Origin of the sequence: uncultured Alistipes sp. (assembly GCF_910580175.1) — a bacterium.
Lineage (GTDB): Bacteria > Bacteroidota > Bacteroidia > Bacteroidales > Rikenellaceae > Alistipes.
Window position 1 is genome coordinate 83,955 of record NZ_CAJTXD010000005.1, and the last position, 19,714, is coordinate 103,668.

Sequence of the window (19,714 nt, forward strand, 5' to 3'; positions counted from 1 at the left end):
AACGTCTAAATCATTACCTTTGCCCACGGACAAGGCCCGAACAGGCTGTAACCCGGCAGCCCGAAAACGCCTCCTGCCGTCGCACGCGGCATGTTCGCCGTTGCGGCATCGGGCGGGCGCCCCGCAGACCAGGCAAAGATATGTTTTTTTCGCTGACTATGAAAAAATGGCTGCTGCTTCTCGGTATGCTTGCAACCCTGCACCCCATGGTGCAGGCGCAAAGCGGCCGCGGCTACTGGCACCAGGAGTGGAGCACCGAACAAGGCGACTCGATAGCGCTGGTGCACATCCTGCCGGTCTACGTCTTCAGCCGTCCGGTCGATCTGCGGCGCTACCGCCGGCTGGTCGACGCCGTGAAGAAAGTATACCCCATAGCCCAGATCGCCAAAGCGAAAATGGCCGACATGGAAGCCGAACTGACCCGCCTGCCGACAAAAAAAGAACAAAGAGAATACATCAAGACCATCTACGACCAGATCAAAGAGGAATACACGCCCGTACTCAAACGCATGACCCGCACCCAGGGGCGCGTGCTGCTGAAACTCATCGACCGCGAAACGGAGTACACCGCCTATGAAGTGCTGCGCGAATTCCGCGGCGGATTCGTGGCCGGATTCTGGCAGGGCATCTCGAAGATCTTCGGCCAAGATCTCAAATCCGAGTACGACCGCGAGGGCGAAGACCGCATCATCGAACAGATCGTCATCTACTATGAAGCGGGACTCTTGTAAAAATCGCCCGAAAACATTCCTCCGAAACGAAGGCTGGAAAACGACGCAAACATCATCATAGGAAAACAGCACGGCCCATCCCGCCGGGGCAGCCAGACGACGGAAAGAATCCGCATTTCCAGACACCGCACAGCGATGCCGCAAGAGGATTCCCGCTCGACAAGGGGATCGTCCCGCCGCATTGCGGATTCTCAATAAATTTCGTATCTTTGCCTCGCAAAAACAAACCCCATGTTTGAAAACCTGACAGACAAACTCGAACGCTCGTTCAAAATACTCAAGGGCGAGGGCCGCATCACGGAGATCAACGTGGCGGAGACGCTCAAGGAAATCCGCCGTGCGCTGATCGATGCCGACGTCAACTACAAGGTGGCCAAGTCGTTTACCGACACGGTAAAGCAGAAGGCGCTGGGTCAGAACGTGCTGACGGCCGTGAAGCCGGGGCAGATGATGACCAAGATCGTGCGCGACGAACTGGCCGCACTGATGGGCGGCACGGCGACCGACATCCGCCTGGAAGGCACACCGGCCGTGATCCTGATCGCAGGTCTGCAAGGCTCGGGCAAAACCACGTTCTCGGGCAAGCTGGCGGCGCAGCTCAAGAACAAGAAAGGCCGCCAGGTGCTGCTGGTGGCGGGCGACGTCTATCGTCCGGCGGCCATCGACCAGCTGAAAGTGCTGGGACAGCAGATCGGTGTGGAAGTCTACACCGAAGAAGGCAACAACAATCCCGTAGAAATTGCGCAGAACGCCATCAAACATGCGCGTCAGAAAGGTTACAATGCAGTCATCGTCGACACCGCCGGCCGCCTGGCCGTCGACGAAGCGATGATGCAAGAGATAACGGCCGTCAAGGCAGCGGTAAACCCCTCGGAAACGCTCTTCGTGGTGGATGCCATGACGGGCCAGGACGCCGTGAACACGGCCAAAGAATTCAACGACCGCCTCGACTTCGACGGCGTGGTGCTGACCAAGCTGGACGGCGACACGCGCGGCGGTGCGGCGATCTCGATCCGCTCGGTGGTGGACAAACCGCTGAAATTCATATCGAGCGGCGAGAAGATGGACGCTCTCCAGGTATTCCACCCCGAACGCATGGCCGACCGCATCCTGGGTATGGGCGACGTGGTGTCGCTGGTGGAACGCGCCCAGGAACAGTTCGACGAGGAGGAGGCCCGCAAACTGAAAAAGAAGCTGGTAAAGAACCAATTCGACTTCAACGACTTCATCGCGCAGATCCAGCAAGTCAAGAAGATGGGCAACCTGAAAGACATCGCCTCGATGCTCCCGGGCATGGGCAAGGCGCTCAAAGACATAGACATACCGGACGATGTGTTCAAACAGACCGAAGCGATCATCGGCTCGATGACTCCGGCCGAGAGGTCGAAGCCCGAAATCATCAACGCCCGGCGCCGCGAACGCATAGCCAAAGGCTCGGGCACGACGATGGCCGACGTCAACCGGCTGATGAAACAATTCGAACAAACCCGCAAGATGATGAAAACCGTGGCGGGCGGCAACCTGAAAATGCCCAAATTCCCGGGCGGCATGATGCGCCGCTGAGACGGGTGTCCGAAATTTTGCAACTTCACGCGATGGCAGCTTTCCAGGAATGGTAAAGCTGCCATTTTTTACAATCGCAACCAGAAATAGGAAAAATCACAAGAAATTTCTACCTTTGGAAGATAAAAACCTCGTTTCGAACATGCACAAATCGGGCTTCGTAAACATCATAGGCAATCCCAACGTCGGAAAATCGACGTTGATGAACGCACTGGTCGGCGAACGGCTGTCGATCATTACCTCCAAGGCGCAGACCACGCGCCATCGCATCATGGGCATCGTCTCGGGCGACGACTTCCAAATCGTCTACTCCGACACGCCGGGCATTCTCAAACCCTCCTACAAGTTGCAGGAGTCGATGATGAAATTCGTCACGGGCGCGCTGACCGATGCCGACGTACTGCTCTATGTAACCGACACCGTGGAGCAGAGCGACCGCTCGGAGGAGATCGTCGAACAGATCGCCCGCAGCGGCATCCCGGCGATCGTGGTCATCAACAAAATCGACCTCTCGACACCCGCCGCGCTGGAGGCACTGGTGGAAAAATGGCATGCCAGACTGCCGGACGCGCGGATCGTACCAGTATCGGCCAAGGAAAAATTCAACATCGAGGGAGCTTTCGAAACCATCCTCGGCCTGCTGCCCGAAGGCCCGGCGTTCTATCCGAAAGATACGCTGACGGACAAAACCCTGCGCTTCTTCGCATCGGAAATCATCCGCGAAAAGATTCTGCGCTTCTATGACAAGGAAATCCCCTACTGCTGCGAAATCGAAATCGACAGCTACAAGGAAGAACCGGCCATCGACCGCATAGCGGCGACGATCTACGTATCGCGCGACTCGCAGAAAGGCATCCTGATCGGTCACAAAGGCGAAAAACTGAAGCGTGTGGGGCAGGCGGCGCGCGAAGACCTGGAACAATTTCTGGAAAAGAAGGTCTTCCTGCAACTTTTCGTCAAAGTAAACGACGACTGGCGCAACAACCCGCGCCAACTGCGCAGGTTCGGCTACGAACAAGAATAAAAATGCACGAACCGAATCGCAGGAACAAGATTCCGCAAACCGGATTCGCTCCGATGCCGGATCGTTCTTTCGTGAGATGAAAGATCGGCCCACGGAGCGGGATAAAATAAACGACCGAAAATCGCGTTAGAGAAACAACATGCGGAAGTGGATCACAGGAATCGCGTTGGCGGCAGCCCTGCTTTGCGGGGCCGATGTCCAGGCGCAATACAACCGGGAGTATTTCTTCTGGATGGGTCAGCGCTGCATGATGGATAACAACTACCAAGAGGCCATCCGCACGCTCAACACCCTGCTGCGCTTCGACGAAGACGCCTACGAAGGCTATTTCCTGCGCGGCATAGCCAAATACAACCTCGACGACCTGATCGGCGCCGAAGCCGACTTCTCGACCGCCATCGACAAGAATCCGGTCTACACCCAAGCCTACACCTACCGCGCCGTAACCCGTTCGCGCCTGGGCAACTACGACGACGCACTGCAAGACTTCCGCGAAGCGATCGACCTGCGGCCCGACCTGCCTGGGCCTTATTATAGCCGCGGCGTGACGCGCCTGCTCAACCAGCAGTTCAGCGAAGCGATCGAAGACTTCGACCAATTCATCCGTCACGAAAACAAAGTGGCCGACGCATTCATCTGCCGCGGTCTGAGCTATCTCCATCTGAAGGACACGCTGCGCGCCTACGACAACTTCACGACAGCCATCCGCACCAACCGCGAAAACCCCAACGGCTACAACCGCCGCGGCGATCTCTACATGCAGCAGGCCCGCTACCCGGAAGCCGAAGCGGACTTCAACAAAGCCATAACCTGCGACTCGACCTATCTGCTCTCCTACTTCAACCGGGCGTTGGTCTACTCGTCGACCCACCGCCCGATGCTGGCGCTGGCCGACTTCGACCGCGTGATCGAACTCGACTCGCTCAACTCGCTGGCCTACTTCAACCGGGCCATGCTGCGCACGCAGATCGGCGACTACAACCGGGCGCTGGAAGACTACGACCGAGTGGCGGCCTACGCGCCGAACAACGTGCTGGTCTACTACAACCGGGCGGGTGTACATGCCCAGCTGGGCGAAATCGAAAAAGCCGTCGACGACTACTCGTCGGCCATCCGGCTCTACCCCGACTTCGCCAATGCCTACATCTATCGCGGCCGCCTGCGCGAACTGCTGCGCGACTCCAAGGGCGCCCGCGACGACCGCAACACGGCGCAGCGCAAGATCGCCGAATACCGCTCCCGCCTCAACGACAGCACCTACTCGATCTACGCCGACACGACGCAACACTTCGACCGGCTGCTATCGTTCGACACCAAACTTTCGGGCAACCGCTTCGACAACCTGACCGGACGCAACGGCGGCCGTGAAGAAATGCGTCTGCTGCCGCTCTTCAAGTTCACGTTGATGCGTCCCGACACGCTGCCGCAAGTCGAACGCCACCATCTGCAACGCGTCGAGGACTTCAAACGCCGCATAGGCAATCCGTGCCTGACCCTGACATGCCGCGAAAGCGACCTGGCGCCCGACACGCTCATGACGCTCGACAGAGACTACGCCCGAACGCTCAAGACGGGCGACCCCTCGTGGGAAGTCTACTTCGGACGCGGCATCACGCAGTCGCTCATCAAACAATACACCAACGCGGTAAACACCTATTCGACGGCCGTCGAACTGAACCCGACCAACCCGTTCCTCTATCTGAACCGCTCGACCACACGTGCCGAAATGATCGATTTCATTTCGTCGATCGACAACTCCTACCAACGGATCACGATCGACTCCGACCCGGCCAACCGGCTCAACAACAACACGAAACGCACATACAGCTACGACGAGGCCATCGCCGATCTGAACAAAGCCGTCAAACTCTACCCCGACTTCGCGCACGCCTACTACAACCGCGCCAACCTCAAGGCGCTTTCGGGCGACCTGCCCGAGGCGTTCGAGGACTACACCCGGGCCGTCGAACTCGACCCCTGGTTCGCCGAAGCCTACTACAACCGCGGCATCATCCAACTTTTCATGAAAGACACGCGCAAGGGCTGCCTCGATCTGTCGAAAGCCGGAGAACTGGGCATAGATCAAGCCTACGAAGTGCTCAAACATTACACGCAGACCGAAAACTAATCCACAAAAAACGAATAAATCATGACAGAAACTATCCAACGGAAACTCAACGACTCGGCGTTCGCACGCTGGACGGCGCTGATCCTCATCGCCTCGATGATGTTCTTCGGCTACATGTTCGTCGACGTGATGTCGCCGCTCAAATCGCTCATCGAATCGGCCCGCGGCTGGGACAGCGCCACGTTCGGCACCTATGCCGCATCGGAGTACTTCCTCAACGTGTTCTTCTTTTTCCTGATCTTCGCAGGCATCATCCTCGACAAGATGGGCATCCGCTTCACGGGCCTGCTCTCGGCAGGACTGATGGTCGCCGGCGCGTCGATCAAGTTCGTGGGCATTACCGACTGGTTCCAGACCACGGCGTTCTGCTCATGGCTCGACAGCTGGTGGGTCGCTCTTCCGGGCAGCGCCAAGATGGCGTCGCTGGGCTTCATGATCTTCGGCTGCGGCTGCGAAATGGCCGGTACGACGGTCTCCAAAGCCATCGCCAAATGGTTCCAAGGCAAGGAAATGGCTCTGGCCATGGGGCTGGAAATGGCCATCGCCCGCCTGGGCGTCTTCGCCGTGATGTGGCTGGCACCGATGATCTCGAACCGCTACGACCACTCGATCGTGGCTCCTGTGGCTTTCTGCACCGCCTTGCTTGTTATCGGCATGCTGTGCTACACGGTATTCGTCTTCATGGATCGGAAACTCGACGGCCAGCAGATCGCCGCCGGCGAAATGAAGGAAGAGAAATCATCGGACGAGGAGTTCCACATCCGCGACCTCGGCAAGATTTTTACCAGCAAGATGTTCTGGCTCGTGGCGCTGCTCTGTGTGCTCTACTACTCGGCCATCTTCCCGTTCCAGCGCTACGCCCCGAACTTCTTGGAGGTAACGCTGGGCATCGACGCCGAATCGGCCGCCCGCCTGTTCAGCTGCTTCCCCATTCTGGCCATGATCCTTACGCCGTTCCTGGGCGCGCTGCTCGATTTCCGGGGCAAGGGCGCCACGATGCTGATGATCGGAGCCATCATCATGATCTGCTGCCACCTGAGTTTCGCTTTCGTTCTGCCGTTGTTCCCCTCGCAGTGGCTGGCGCTGCTGCTGGTCGTGACGCTCGGCGTATCGTTCTCGCTGGTGCCGGCGGCGTTGTGGCCCTCGGTTCCGAAGATCATCGACGAAAAGATTCTCGGCTCAGCCTACTGCCTGATCTTCTGGATTCAGAACATCGGACTCTGCCTCGTGCCGCTGCTCATCGGTCTGGTGCTCGACGCCACGGGCGGCTACACCGTACCGATGATCATCTTCTCGTCGTTCGGCGTGCTGGCCTTCATCTTCAGCTTCTATCTCAAGATCGAAGACCGCAAGAAAGGCTACGGTCTCGAACAACCCAACATCAAGAAGTAGCCCAAGCTACACTCGAATAAATGAAGAAGCGCCGGCGTCCTTCAAAGGACGCCGGCGCTTTTTATAAATACCCGGCCTTGCGCACCCGGGCCGCGCGAACCGCAACTTTCCGATTCGGAAACCCGCTATCGTATGCTCCGGCTGCCAAAAACGGAACGAAACGTTATTTTACCTTTTCATACAACTCCATTATGCGGCTGCACATTTCGTCCCACGAAAACCGGCGCCGTTCGTCGATGCAGTTTTCACGGAACCGTTCCAGCACGCCGGGTTCGTAAATCCGCTCAATGGCATCGGCCACTCCCTCGGCCGTCGGCGGGCAGACATACCCCACCCGCCCGTCGGGCACGATCTCGGCCAGGCCGCCGACCGCCGTGACGATCATCGGCGTGCAGAACTGGTAGGCGATCTGCGTCACGCCGCTCTGCGTAGCTGTCTTGTAAGGCTGCACGACGCAATCGACCGCCGAAAAATAATATTTGACCTCGGCATCGGGAATGAACCGGTCGTGCAGAATCACTTCGTCCTGCAATCCGAGTGCGGCGATCTGCGCCAGATAAGGCTCCCTGGGAGTATAAAACTCCCCCGCCACGATGAGTTTCTTGCCTTCGATACGGCCCTCACACCGCAACTTGGCCCAAGCATCCAACAACAGATCCAACCCCTTGTAATCGCGGATCAGACCGAAGAAAAGCGCATAGCCGCTCGCCGGGTCGAGACCCAAGCGCACGCAGGCCTCGCCGCGATCGACCCGCCCGCCGAAGTGCTCGAACAACGGATGGGGCGAAAAGAGCGCCGGAGCATCGGTATAGGCCTCCAGCTCGCGGTGCACCTGCTCGGACATGTAGACGAACCCGTCGACCGAACGCAGGAAATAGCGGTTGAAAGGCCGGTCGACAACATGATGCTCGTGCGGCTCGACGTTGTCGATCTGACACAGCACGCGGGTGTGGCCGTTGCGGCGGGCCAGCCGGGCGATCGTCCCGAAACAGGGCGCCATGAAGGGCGTCCAGTATTTCAGCAGCACGAAATCGGGCCGCTCGCGCCGCAAACGCCGCCCGATGCGCAGCCAGTTGAACGGATTCACCGTATTCACGCTGCGCTCGATATGCAGGTCGTCGGGCGGCGGCGTGTCGACCGTCTGGCTCTTTCCCGGAAAGAGCCACGAAGGATACTGCAAGCTGAAGGTGTCGATCTTCACCTCGTGGCCCCGGTGCCGGAAGACACGGGCCATCGTCTCCATGATCGACGCCAGACCGCCCCGGTAGGGATGCGCCGGGCCAAGAATCGTGATTTTCATAGAAAGAGTGGAATCAATTCGTTTCTTCGTAGGGCGACTGCCAGAACCGCCGGTCGTCCGACGTCAGCTGCACCGCGCTTTCGTCGGGACGGAAGCCCTCGGGCACCAAAGCGACATAGGACATCCTGGGCCGGCCCTCACACCGGGTTTCGGTGTTGTACATGCTCCATTCGGAACAGACCACGTAATAAAGATTCTTGGCCATATAATAATCGAGGTAATGTTCCTTGGTCTCTGCCTCCTTGCGATTCCAGTTGGCATCCTCGTTCAGCACGAGCGGCCGTCCGTCGCGCAGGCGCTCGCGCACCTCGGCAATCGAAAGCAGGGTGCCGTTCTCGTCCATGACATAGGCATTGAACGTCGGATCGACCCACACCCATTTGTCGAGCGTCGCGGAATAAACCGCATTGATAACATGGCAATCGTTGAACAACTTGCGGGGCATGCAGGTAACGAACCGCGACTTGAAGCCCATGGCCAGGTAGCATTCGTTGAGAATCTGGGCCAGCATGCGGCAATTGACACCCCGGCCCTCGCGCCGGCAAAGTTCGATCATCGCCTCGGCATTCCTTTCCGAGGGGTTGTCGGAGCCGCCGTCGTGGCGTACGGCATCGTGCACCCAGGTCATCAGATTCAGTATCTTCGATATTTCATCCCCGGCCCCGGCGATGCTGTCGAGATCGAACTTCCGGCGCAGGCGCACCAGATTGCGGTCGTTGGGCGCAGCGTAGCGGAAGCGCGGCATCGTATCGACGCTGTCGGCCCGGTAAGGAGCCGCACTGCACAGAACCGATTTGTAGTCGCCGTACTGCGAAAGGCGTTCGAGAACCCGTCGGAACCGCTTGTCGGAGCGGATGTTGTCGAGGTCGGAATCCTGGCATATCCAGGGGAAATCGACTTCTTCGCGGCCGATTACCCGGTCGGCATAGTGTTCGAACGTCTCCACAGCGGCCTTGCGGCGTCCGGCCATCGAGAGGTAGCAGGCTTTGTTGTAATAAAAACCGCCAAACAGCTCCCCGTCATCGGAAAACTGCGTGCGGAGGGAATCGGGCAACTCGGCAAAAACTTTTTCGGCCTCCTCGTAACACTTCACGCACGATGCGTAATCGCCTTGCTTGACAAACTCGCGAGCACGGTTGAGCAAAGCATCAAACGGCGGCAGGGAATCGGTCTGCGCCGCAGCACCGGATGCTGTGACAGCTAAAAGGAGAAGCAGGAAGAGTCGTTTCATCATGATATCCATTGTTTTCAGCGAATATACAAAAAAACCGGGACTCCGATGTCGGAATCCCGATAATTTCCGGCCCTGACCTTACACTTCGATGCTTCGACAGCAGAGGAACGGCATCTCCGATCCGGGCGCAGCCGTCCGCCCCGTCATTCTGCCGAGAGCCAGGTTCGGAGAACAGATGTTGCGGGAAGCAGCCGTTCCGGATGTTTGCGTTCCGGACTACTCCTCGTCGTGGGCATGATGATGCAGGCCCTTGGCCGCATGCTTACTGCCCGCCACCGACTGGAGCGCAAGATACTCCTCGCCGTAGTCGGTCAGGTTCTGCAACTCGGTGCGGAACGTGTCCAGATGCTTCTCCTCCTCGGCAATGATGTCCTGGAACATTTTGTGCGTCACGGCGTCGTTGTGCTCGGCGGCGACGCGCGACGCATCGTTGTAATGGTCGATCGTACTCTGCTCCAACTGCATGGCGAAAGCCAACATCTCCTTGACGTCGGTAATCTGCCGCGTGCGGAACGCTGCGTTCATGTCGACGTCGCCCTCCAGAAAGAGAATGCGGTCGGAGAACTCCTCGATATGACGCATCTCGGCGATCGAAATTTCGCGCATGATCCGCGAAAGATACTGATATCGCGCATCCTCGAAACGGGTGTGGAAATACATGTACTGAAGCGTGGTGGCGATCTCTTTGCCTACGGCGCTGTTCAGCAGGTCGATGCTGACCTGGTACTTGGCTTTTACTGCGGTATTTTCCATAAGATGAAAGGTTTTGCAGGGTCTCTGCAAAACCCGTTCCACCAACCGCAGCCGGACGGCGGTTACTGCGGCCACTCGATGGCGGCCCGGACAGCGGCGGCGCCCTCGTCGCCCGCGATTTCGAAGAAAGCGCCGTTGTCGCGGTGTTCGACACCTACGGTCAACGTCTGCCCATACCGGCACTCTTTCATGAAATGGATGTCGAAACGCATGGGCGCCCCGTCCGTAAGCCGTTCGATGGGCAACATGTCGAGCATCATTTCGATGTAACGCATGGTGTTGACATGGCGGTTGAAGTCGATGTCGCTGTACACGACCCTATGCTGGCAGGAAACCGAGGGCGCGACGGCGCGGATCTTGCGCGGCATGGCGGCCGGCGGCGGCGCATCGACTACGGCATCGGCATGCGCGTCTCCCACCCCCGAAAGATCGACCGCCGCGCGGGTCGAAAGATCGATCATCGCCCATTGCGAAACGGCACGCCCGAACTCGTTGCCGGACGAATCGCAGAGCGTGAAGTTACGGGTCGAGAGCACCCGCCCGTAATCGCTGATCCAGGTAGCGATCCGGTAATCTGCATACTGTTCGGGGCGGCTGTCGAACTCGAAAGCGATGCGCGAAAGCACCCACGAATAATTATCGGCATGGAGCGCATCGACTCCGAAGCCCTTGCCGTGGGCATCGATGCCTGCGGTATTGAGCACGGCACTGCCCAACGAAGAAATCGTAGCCCGCAACGTGAAATCGACGTCCTGCGGCTCGACCCGAAACGGATAGATCGATTTTTCTGCTTTCATCGTAATATACTCGACCGAACCGAGACAAAGCAACAACTTTGTCCGAACGGAAACTTTCCTACACAAAGATAGGACAAAATAATCCTTCTGATTATCGAACGACAAAAAAAGTACGCTTATTTGCAAAAAACGATTCCGACATCCATCCGGATACCCTGCGGATTGCCGCCCGCCACTGCCGGATTTGATGAAAACCATGCGATTTTTTTGTCGATCTTATCGAAAAACGATAAAAATTATTTGTCTTTCGAGGAGAAATCGTATATTTGCCCTAACGAAACTATGGCTCAGAGAAGCGATCGCACGATCCGCACCCCGGAAACCGTCGCCGCACACGCCCTGCGCCCCTTTTGTCTCAAACAAAAACACAAGGAAGATGCAAAACAAAAAAACCTTCCTGCGACGACTGCTGGTAATCTACATAACGTTTTTCCTGGTTCTTGCGACCGGACTGGCTCTCGAAATCCTGCCGGGATTTTCGCAAGGCTATAACGAAGGCGGCGAAATCGGTACGGACATTGCCGCCAACTGGCTGTCGGGCAATCCGCGGATGATCTACATGCTGGAAAACATCCCGATCGCCGAAAGCCCCGATGCTGCGGCAACCGCGACGACCGCGCATCCGGACACGAAGATCGCACTCCAAATCCGCCGCATCGGCATGACGGTGGAACAGGAAGCCCCGGGCGCCTCGATGCTGACGCTGGCCTTCCGCTCGCTGGGCGGCAGCGGCTGGATCTACGCCTCGATCATGCTATGTATGGGAGCCTATCTGACCATCGTCGTACTGATGGTGCTCATCATCCGCTCGCTTCGCGGCTCGATCCGCGAAGAACGCCCCTTGGACAAGCGCAATGTTTGGTATCTGCGCGCCATAGGCGGACTGGCGATCGCCACCGAACTGCTCGACGATCTGGTGGGGCGAGCCATGAACCTGCGGGCGGCCGAACTGCTTGCCGGCAGCGGATACACCGTAGACACGACGTTCCATGTATCCTATTCGACGATCATCATGGGCATACTCATCCTTTTCGCTGCCGAGGTATTCGCCATCGGGCAGAACTTGAGCGAAGAACAAAAACTGACCATCTGAAACATGACCATACTGCATTGTAACACACGACCCGGAGGGGGGGGGACGATATGGCTATAATCATCAACATCGACGTGATGATGGCCCGGCGCAAAATATCGCTCGGCCAGCTGGCCGAGCGCGTGGACATCACGCCGGCGAACCTCTCGATCCTCAAAAACGGCAAGGCGAAAGCCATCCGCTTCTCGACGCTGGAAGCCATCTGCCGCGAACTGGAATGCCAGCCGGGCGATATCATCGAATATCGCCCCGAAGAACCGGTCTCTCGTCCATGAGCCGATGCACCGGCCCCCGACGCACCGGAGCCAACCGAAAACAATCGTTTCAAATAAACCGCTGTATGAAGAAAAAAATGATGTTGCTGCTGCTCACGGTACTTGCCGCAGGCAGCATGACGGCCCAACCGGGTCTGACGCCCATCCCGGCAGACAAGGAGCTGCGCACGGGCAAACTGGAGAACGGGATGACCTATTACATCCGTCACAACGAGAAGCCCAAGGGACAGGCCGACTTCTACATCCTGCACGACGTGGGAGCCATCCAGGAAAACGACGACCAGCAGGGGCTGGCCCACTTCCTGGAACACATGGCATTCAACGGCACGAAGAACCTGCCGGACAAGATGCTGACGGAATATCTGGAGACCGTGGGCGTGAAGTTCGGCTACAACCTCAATGCCGGAACAGGCTGGGACCAGACGACCTACCAGATCAAGGACGTGCCGACGACCCGCGAAGGGATCATCGACTCGGCCCTGCTGATTCTGCACGACTGGTCGCACTTCATTGCACTGGAGGGCGACGAGATCGACGCGGAACGCGGCGTGATCTGCGAAGAACTGCGCACGCGCGACGGTGCCTCATGGCGCTCGATGATGACGATGCTGAAAGCGCTGGGCAAGGGTTCGAAGTATGAACACCGCAACCTGATCGGCTATCTGGACTACCTGAAGAGCTTCGACCACCAGGTGCTGCGCGACTTCTACCACCAATGGTACCGCCCCGACTACCAGGCCGTCATCGTGGCGGGCGACGTAGACGTGGATGCTGTGGAAAACAAGATCAAGACGCTGATGAGCGACATCCCGGCTCCCGAAGCCAGCGCCTCGCAGAAAGAGAGCGTCACGGTGCCCGACAACGAAGCGCCGATCGTTGCGATCCTGGCCGATCCCGAAATGCAGGATTCGAAAATACAAATTTTCATCAAGCGTCCGGCACTGCCCAAGGCGATGAACAACACGGTGCAAGCCGAAATGTTCAACGTGATCCAGGCTTACATCTCGACCATGGAAAACGACCGGCTGCAAGAGATCGCCATGCAGCCCGACGCACCGTTCATCGGTGCCGGCATGGCCACGGGCGACATCTTGGGGCTGATTCCGACGTTGGAATTCACGGCTTTCATTGCGGTGACGCAGGACGGCAAACTGCCCGCAGGTTTCGAAGCGATCTACGGCGAAATGGAGAAAGTGCGCCGCTTCGGATTCACGCAAGGCGAATTCGAACGCGCCCAGAATGACCTGATGCGTCAAGCGGAGCGTACCTACACCAACCGCAACGACCGCACGAACAACGAATTCGTACACACCTATCTGAACAATTACAGCAAGAACAAACCGATGCCCGATGCCGAGACCGAATGGCAGATCGACAGCATGCTGCTGCAATCGGTCGACCTGAACACGGTCAATGCGGTGGCCCAGCAACTGATAACGCCGGTCAACCAAGTAATCGTAATCACGGCACCTGCCAAGGAAGGTCTGACAACGCCCACAGAAGCCGAAATCCTGGCCATCCGCGACAAGGTAACGGCCTCGGAACTGGCCGCACACGAAGACACGACGGTCAAGGAACCGCTGCTGCCCGAAGGAGTGAAGCTGAAAGGCTCGCCTGTGAAGAAGACGGTGGAAGACGCCGCCTACGGCACCACGGAATGGACGCTCAAGAACGGTGTGAAGATCGTTGTGAAGCCCACGACGTTCAAGGCCGACGAGGTGCGCATAAACGCAACGTCCGAAGGCGGTCTGTCGGTACTCGAAGACGACGAACTGGCCATGGCCGAATGGCTTCCGGCCATCAACTCGATGTCGGGCATGGGCAAATTCTCGGCCACGGAGCTGCGCAAACAACTCTCGGGCATCACGGCGTCGGTAAACACGGGCGTAGACAACTATACCAGCTCGATCGAGGGCAGCTGCTCGCCCAAGGACATCGAGACGATGCTCCAGCTGCTCTATCTCAACTTTACGCAGCCGCGCTTCGACGAGACCGACTACAACACGCTGATGAAGATGGTGCGTTCGCGCTTGGAGAACGTCAAGTCGGATCCCCAGTTCCTGATGGAAGAACGCTTTACCGACGTAGCCTACGGCCACAACCCCCGCCGTCAGGTAACGACGCCCGAAACGCTCGAAAAATTCCGCTTCGAAGCCCTGCCGACGATCTACCGCAAGCTCTACCCGGGAGCGAACGACTTCACGTTCTTCTTCGTAGGCAACGTCGACCTGGAAACGCTCAAGCCGCTGGTCGAGAAATATATCGGCTCGATACCCGTGACCAAGAATAAGACGACGGCCATCGATGACAACTGCGCACCGGTCAAGGGCCAGGTGGCGGATACGTTCCGTGTGCCGATGCAGCAGCCCAAGGTGTCGGTACGCTACCTCTTCTCGGGCGACATGCCCTACACGTTCGAAAACAAGCTGGCCTTGTCGTTCCTGACCCAGGCGCTCGACTCGCGCTACCTGATTTCGATCCGCGAGGAGAAGGGCGGCACCTACGGCGTCGGCGTATACGCCACGAACGAATACCTGCCCAACGAGACCTACAAAATGTACATCGTCTTCGACACCAACGAAGAAATGGTAGACGAACTGCTGGAGATCGTGATGCAGGAACTCGAAAAGATCGCTGCCGAAGGCCCGCTGACGGAAGATATCGAAAAGAGCCGCGAATTCATGCTCAAGAGCTGGGCCAACAGCATGGAACAGAATCCCCAGTGGATGAAATATGTGAAATCGAAATACACGTCGGGCGAAAACTACCTGGCCGACTACGAAAAGGCGCTGCGCAACGTGACCAACGCCGACGTACAGGCCATGGCGCAAAAGATTCTTTCCGACGGCAATCTGGTAAAGGTCGTGATGCGTCCGGAAAAAGCTGAATAACGCACAGATCGCTAAACAATCCTACCGTCCGCCGCCCAATAGGAGCGGCGGACGTTTTTTAACAGACAGTATTCCCGGTCTATACCCCGAATTCCTCCTCCACGTCGCGAGACTCCATCGTTCCGTCGCCTGCCGTTCATGCCGCTGTATTCGCTCGTTCCTAACACCTTTCCCGACACCCCGCTCCGACAAAAAAAGAGGTGCTTTTCAGCACCTCTTGAAGTAAGGAGAATAGGGCCAAACCGCCCGCCCCTTATGAACTAATCGTCGTACTCGCCGGCGCCGTCCTTGACGGGCGGATTATAAGACGCCGGGGGCGTATTATGGTCGATCCAAGCCTGCGAAACCAACGAAGAAGCGGGAAACTCAAGGTCCTGCATGCGGTTGACCGTGATCTGGTACTGCGCATAATCGTTCAGACGCTGGGAATAGATACTATAAATGCCCAACACGTTGCCCACCGAACCGTTGCGCGGCACGGGCCGCATGGCGAAACGCGAATAACCGCTCGTGCGGATCGAATAGGCACCCGGATCGGCCGAGCCATTGGCATTCTCGTTCAACACCATGAGCACGGCGCCATAGAGGCTGACGTTCTCGCGGCTGTAAGCCCAATAATACCAAGAACTGAAGATAGGCGATCCCGAGTCGGTAACGATCCAGTTGGGGAACGGATCGCCGTTAGTGCCGAATGCGGGCGCAGTGATGTTATCGCCCCAGATGATGTTGCCGTTGGCATCGTACTCGATATTGCCGTTGGCATCGCGCTTCTCATCCTGGTAAGTGACGTTGGCATAACGGACTTTCACGTCTATGAAACGGATCAGACGGCCATAATAATCCTGGTTGAGCTTATTATAGTTGGAACGATCGACCACGATGATATTGGGTTTGTTCTCGTCGGGCGTGGTATTGATGACCACGTTGTCGATGCTGGCCTCGACCAACTTGCAGGGAGCGCCCCGCAGCACACGGTTGAACTCGGGGTTATTGAGGTTGCACCACAACTCGGGACTCTCGAAATTGGAATTGGCATAGTATTTATCGCGCAAGCCCGTGTTGAGCGCATTCGACGGGCCGTCGCCCAACGAAAGCATCATACGGTAGTTGCCGAGATAGAAATCCTTCAACTTGACGTAGACCCACGAACTATCGTTGGTCGACAGATCGAGCCGGTAGGTGGTATACAACGTACCGCAGAGCTTCAACTCGATGGCAGCCGTACCGTCGTCGATATACAACGACTTGTAGACGTTGCCCTGGGCGTCGCTGGAAATGACCTTGCCCTTGATATAACACTCGGCAGCCTCCTCCCAGAACTTCATGTTGCCGGGATTGCTCTCAAAACCGGCCTCGACAGGTGTTGCGGGCACCCCCAGCTTGAGGGTCTTGGTGTCCGACCAACTATTGTTGGAACCGGTGTTCTCCAACGAACCGAAAGCGGAGACGAACCGATCTTTTACCTCCTTGATCGAAATCTGCCGAAGCCCCATCAGCTCCATATCCTCGTCGCTCCATATTTTGGCGGGTGCGGGGGTGTCGAAATCGTTGTAACACCCCACAGCCAACACACAGACCGCGGCAGCCAGAAATAATTTATAGTTTTTCATAGTACGCAATCGCTTTTCGGGATTAGAAACGGAAATAAACATTCAGATAATAGGTAGTTCCCAACATGTAGAAATATTTCGAATCGAAACGCGAGAACTTCACACCCTCCTTTGTACGCACGCGCCGCAGACGCATCTGCTCGTAACCGCCCGTGCGGATATCCTGGTCGTTGAGCAGATTCTTTACCTCCAGGCTGAAACCCAGCATATACTGGCGATGGATGTACCAGTTCTTGCCGACGCTGGCGCTCAACGTGCAATAGCCGCCGAACTTCTCCTGTGCGCGCATGTCGTCGATACCCTGGAGAGCAGCCCGGACTTTGGACATGTCCATGTCGGGGCCTTTGAGCACCTCGTTGGCAATGACCTTGTTGTAATATTCCGACGCCTGCGAGGTACGGTAGAACGGGTTCATCGAGAGGTAGAGGTTGTCATAATAATTGAAGTTCAACGCCGCGAACCAGTTGTGCGGGCCGCGATAATCGAGACCGATGTTGAACGCCAATTGAGGCGAACTCTCGACGTGCATCCCCTTCCAATTAACCTTTTCTCCAGGATTGGAAACGATCTTGTCTACGTTGTCGATGGTCTGGGTAAAATTGGGATTCGACGTATAGGTGTAGTCGCCCCAGCTTACGGCACCGATGGCCGAAATACCGTTCCAGATGGGTACCGACACGGCTGCCTCGACACCGTAGTAACGCTTGTCGATGCCGCTCATGGCGAAGTTGGTAAACGAACGCTCGACATCGTCGTAGAACGAAATGACCTTGGTCTGATCGTTCATGGTAGAGAAGTAACCCGACACACGGGCCTTGATATAAGGCAAGTTGAGGTTGTAGGTCAAGTCGACGCCGAAAATCTTCTCGGCCGACACGCCCGGCGTGGTCGTGTTGCGCGTACGGGGCGAGACGAAAGCGTTGACGAACTTGGGCGCATTCTGCATGAAGACCAAACCGGCTTCCAGCGAATGGGCGCCCGAAAAACGATACGATGCGTTGACCTTGCCGCTGTAAACGAAGTAATCGAGCTTCTTGGAATCGCCCTGCGAATTGTTGGGGAACAACCCCTTGCGCCACAGACCCTCGCGGTGCATGGTCGAATAACCCAACTTGGCACCGACGTTCAGAGAGAAACCGCCGATGGCATAGTTGTAGAGCGCCCAAGCATTGGTCTCGAACAGATGAGCCCGGTAGTTGTAGCTGATCTTGTTGCCTTTGCGCGCGATGCGGGCATGCCCCGTCTGCTCGTAATAATCCAGATCGTTCTGGTAGCTGATGGCATTCTGCGACATGTCGCGCTCGGCGAACTTGTCGATATCGTACCAATAATCGCCGCCCAACAAATCCTTGACCTCATCGTAATACCACGTACGGTTGGCGCGCAGGTTCAAGCCGCCGACGATACGCATGTTGTTGCGGATCTGGTGCGAAGCATCGACCGCAAGGTTGTAGTCGAGCTGGTCGGTATGACGCTCTTCGAGGATGATGTTCGAACGGTTGTAAATCGAAATCATGCGCTTGAAATTCTCGTCGTCGCTGTTGGCGAACTGCTCGACCAACGTATTGTCGACGAAGCGGTTCTCCTGGAAGAACCGGTCGTACTGCAACATGCCGGTAAAGTTCTGGGCCAACTGCTGCGCCCGCTGCAAATATTCGTAGATCGTCTCTTCGGAAGTCACGCCGGGAACGATCTGGCTGGTAAGCGACGACGGCAGATAACGATAGTAATCGCCGCGGGGATCGGCGGCATCCTTCCAAGTGAGGGCCGAATAACCGTTCTTACCGAAACGCAAGGAGGTGGCGGCGTTCAGGCGCGTGCGCTCCGTAGCGTCCCAGGTGTAGTTGAGCATGACGATCGGCTCGTGGGTGTCGCGGACGCGGGAGTTGCGCAACTTGCCGTCCTGGTAACCGACGTTGGGATTGTAATAATTATTGCCGAAGAGCTTGTAAGCCTCGTCGGTCGACGCCTGCTGTGCACCGCGCTCCGAAGGCGAAGCCAGGATAGTCAAAGCCAGACGATGATCGTGGTTGAAAAGTTTCTCGGCCGAGAGGAAGTAAGAATAGGAATTGTAATACACCCCGTCGACATAACCGTTGCCGCCCTGGCGCGTACCGAGCGAGAAGCCGTAAGACCAGCCGTTGTCCAACTGCCCGGAGGCGTAGGAGACCATGGCGCGGAAACGGTACATCTGGTTGCCGTTCGAAACGCTGACACGCAAACCTTTACGCATCTGCGAAGCCCGGGCGTTGATGTTGGTCATGCCGGCGATGCCGCCCAATCCGAAATCCGAAGCAGTAAGACCTGCGACGGTATTCTGGTTGCGCGTAGCGTCGTTCAGACCGCTCCACAACGACCAGGGGCCGTAACCGGTCATGGCATCGTTGAAACGGATGCCATTGAGATAGATATCGGAATACTGCGAATCGTAGCCGCGGACGTTGAAACGCATCTCGCTGAAGCGGTACGACGCGACGCTGTTGAAAAGGTCTTTGGACGCCGAGAGCGACGAAGGCAGCGCCTGCTCGTCGGAAGACGACGAATCGCTGTCGAACTCGGCAAAGATCGAATCGTCGAAGCCGGCGCCCCTTGCCAGAGGCGAAACGACGACAGCATTCAGATCGCGCACATTCTGCCCTACGCGCACACGCAATTCGAGGTCTTCGATGTCGGGAGCGTCGAAAGCCACGCGATAATCGCCCTGCGGCAGATTCTCGAAGAAGAAATTGCCGTCTTTGTCGGTGGCGGCGGTCAATCCGGTGGATTCGAGCGTCACCTTGACATTGCTCAACGCCTCGCGGTTGCCGCGCGAGACGACCTTGCCTCGGATGCCGCCATCCTGCGCATAAGTCGCAGCGCACGGGGCGACGGCGAGCAAGAAAAGAAGTAAAGATTTCAGTTTCATAAGGTTGCTGTTTGCACT

At 57.2% G+C, this 19,714-nt stretch carries 14 protein-coding genes; 8 read left to right on the top strand and 6 right to left on the bottom strand.

Features of this window, described 5'->3' with window-relative positions:
- Positions 1–158: 158 nt before the first annotated feature.
- The 5 genes from QZ298_RS07165 (at position 159) to QZ298_RS07185 (ending at position 6,838) form a co-directional block, all read left to right on the top strand.
- Positions 159–731: a DUF4294 domain-containing protein gene (locus tag QZ298_RS07165; RefSeq protein WP_296007360.1), complete on the top strand. Its 573-nt coding sequence runs from the start codon at positions 159–161 to the stop codon at positions 729–731.
- Between the two features lie 231 nt (positions 732–962).
- On the top strand, positions 963–2,294 hold the full coding sequence (gene ffh / locus QZ298_RS07170; protein WP_296007364.1) for a signal recognition particle protein: 1,332 nt from the start codon (positions 963–965) through the stop codon (positions 2,292–2,294).
- 142 nt (positions 2,295–2,436) lie between these two features.
- Positions 2,437–3,318, top strand: a complete 882-nt coding sequence (gene era / locus QZ298_RS07175; RefSeq protein WP_296007566.1) for a GTPase Era — start codon at positions 2,437–2,439, stop codon at positions 3,316–3,318.
- 139 nt (positions 3,319–3,457) lie between these two features.
- Complete coding sequence (locus QZ298_RS07180) at positions 3,458–5,446, top strand: tetratricopeptide repeat protein (RefSeq protein WP_296007367.1); 1,989 nt, start codon at positions 3,458–3,460, stop codon at positions 5,444–5,446.
- A gap of 21 nt (positions 5,447–5,467) precedes the next feature.
- On the top strand, positions 5,468–6,838 hold the full coding sequence (locus QZ298_RS07185; RefSeq protein WP_296007371.1) for a nitrate/nitrite transporter: 1,371 nt from the start codon (positions 5,468–5,470) through the stop codon (positions 6,836–6,838).
- Positions 6,839–7,001: 163 nt separating this feature from the next.
- On the opposite strand, the gene QZ298_RS07190 is transcribed toward QZ298_RS07185, so the two are convergent.
- From QZ298_RS07190 to QZ298_RS07205, 4 genes are all read right to left on the bottom strand, one after another.
- On the bottom strand, positions 7,002–8,138 hold the full coding sequence (locus QZ298_RS07190) for a glycosyltransferase (RefSeq protein ID WP_296007373.1): 1,137 nt from the start codon (positions 8,136–8,138) through the stop codon (positions 7,002–7,004).
- Positions 8,139–8,151: 13 nt separating this feature from the next.
- Complete coding sequence (locus QZ298_RS07195) at positions 8,152–9,372, bottom strand: transglutaminase family protein (protein WP_288849126.1); 1,221 nt, start codon at positions 9,370–9,372, stop codon at positions 8,152–8,154.
- A 216-nt stretch (positions 9,373–9,588) separates the two neighbouring features.
- Positions 9,589–10,125 (bottom strand): ferritin-like domain-containing protein, encoded by a 537-nt coding sequence (locus QZ298_RS07200; RefSeq protein ID WP_296007381.1) that lies wholly within the window; start codon positions 10,123–10,125, stop codon positions 9,589–9,591.
- 62 nt (positions 10,126–10,187) lie between these two features.
- On the bottom strand, positions 10,188–10,922 hold the full coding sequence (locus QZ298_RS07205) for an acyl-ACP thioesterase domain-containing protein (protein WP_296007384.1): 735 nt from the start codon (positions 10,920–10,922) through the stop codon (positions 10,188–10,190).
- Between the two features lie 376 nt (positions 10,923–11,298).
- On the opposite strand from QZ298_RS07205, the gene QZ298_RS07210 reads away from it, so the two are divergent.
- The 3 genes from QZ298_RS07210 to QZ298_RS07220 all read left to right on the top strand — a co-directional run bounded on the left by QZ298_RS07210 (position 11,299) and on the right by QZ298_RS07220 (position 15,181).
- Positions 11,299–12,015 carry a DUF2975 domain-containing protein gene (locus tag QZ298_RS07210; protein WP_296007388.1) on the top strand — a complete coding sequence of 239 codons (717 nt, stop codon included), beginning with the start codon at positions 11,299–11,301 and terminating at the stop codon, positions 12,013–12,015.
- A 50-nt stretch (positions 12,016–12,065) separates the two neighbouring features.
- Positions 12,066–12,290 (top strand): helix-turn-helix transcriptional regulator, encoded by a 225-nt coding sequence (locus QZ298_RS07215; protein WP_296007391.1) that lies wholly within the window; start codon positions 12,066–12,068, stop codon positions 12,288–12,290.
- An 80-nt stretch (positions 12,291–12,370) separates the two neighbouring features.
- Positions 12,371–15,181 (top strand): pitrilysin family protein, encoded by a 2,811-nt coding sequence (locus QZ298_RS07220; RefSeq protein ID WP_296007571.1) that lies wholly within the window; start codon positions 12,371–12,373, stop codon positions 15,179–15,181.
- Between the two features lie 260 nt (positions 15,182–15,441).
- Here the strand turns inward: QZ298_RS07220 and QZ298_RS07225 are convergent, their stop codons facing one another.
- Complete coding sequence (locus QZ298_RS07225; protein WP_296007393.1) at positions 15,442–16,791, bottom strand: DUF5689 domain-containing protein; 1,350 nt, start codon at positions 16,789–16,791, stop codon at positions 15,442–15,444.
- A 22-nt stretch (positions 16,792–16,813) separates the two neighbouring features.
- Positions 16,814–19,696 carry a TonB-dependent receptor gene (locus QZ298_RS07230; RefSeq protein ID WP_296007395.1) on the bottom strand — a complete coding sequence of 961 codons (2,883 nt, stop codon included), beginning with the start codon at positions 19,694–19,696 and terminating at the stop codon, positions 16,814–16,816.
- Positions 19,697–19,714: the final 18 nt, after the last annotated feature.

Excerpts from the sequence above, each read along its gene's own strand:
- QZ298_RS07220 (WP_296007571.1), top strand. The coding sequence starts at position 12,371 with ATGTTGCTGCTGCTCACGGTACTTGCCGCAGGCAGCATGACGGCCCAA.
- QZ298_RS07195 (WP_288849126.1), bottom strand. The coding sequence starts at position 9,372 with ATGATGAAACGACTCTTCCTGCTTCTCCTTTTAGCTGTCACAGCATCC.
- era (WP_296007566.1), top strand. The coding sequence starts at position 2,437 with ATGCACAAATCGGGCTTCGTAAACATCATAGGCAATCCCAACGTCGGA.
- QZ298_RS07165 (WP_296007360.1), top strand. The coding sequence starts at position 159 with ATGAAAAAATGGCTGCTGCTTCTCGGTATGCTTGCAACCCTGCACCCC.
- QZ298_RS07210 (WP_296007388.1), top strand. The coding sequence starts at position 11,299 with ATGCAAAACAAAAAAACCTTCCTGCGACGACTGCTGGTAATCTACATA.
- QZ298_RS07190 (WP_296007373.1), bottom strand. The coding sequence starts at position 8,138 with ATGAAAATCACGATTCTTGGCCCGGCGCATCCCTACCGGGGCGGTCTG.
- QZ298_RS07215 (WP_296007391.1), top strand. The coding sequence starts at position 12,066 with ATGGCTATAATCATCAACATCGACGTGATGATGGCCCGGCGCAAAATA.
- QZ298_RS07205 (WP_296007384.1), bottom strand. The coding sequence starts at position 10,922 with ATGAAAGCAGAAAAATCGATCTATCCGTTTCGGGTCGAGCCGCAGGAC.
- ffh (WP_296007364.1), top strand. The coding sequence starts at position 963 with ATGTTTGAAAACCTGACAGACAAACTCGAACGCTCGTTCAAAATACTC.
- QZ298_RS07180 (WP_296007367.1), top strand. The coding sequence starts at position 3,458 with ATGCGGAAGTGGATCACAGGAATCGCGTTGGCGGCAGCCCTGCTTTGC.
- QZ298_RS07225 (WP_296007393.1), bottom strand. The coding sequence starts at position 16,791 with ATGAAAAACTATAAATTATTTCTGGCTGCCGCGGTCTGTGTGTTGGCT.
- QZ298_RS07200 (WP_296007381.1), bottom strand. The coding sequence starts at position 10,125 with ATGGAAAATACCGCAGTAAAAGCCAAGTACCAGGTCAGCATCGACCTG.
- QZ298_RS07230 (WP_296007395.1), bottom strand. The coding sequence starts at position 19,696 with ATGAAACTGAAATCTTTACTTCTTTTCTTGCTCGCCGTCGCCCCGTGC.
- QZ298_RS07185 (WP_296007371.1), top strand. The coding sequence starts at position 5,468 with ATGACAGAAACTATCCAACGGAAACTCAACGACTCGGCGTTCGCACGC.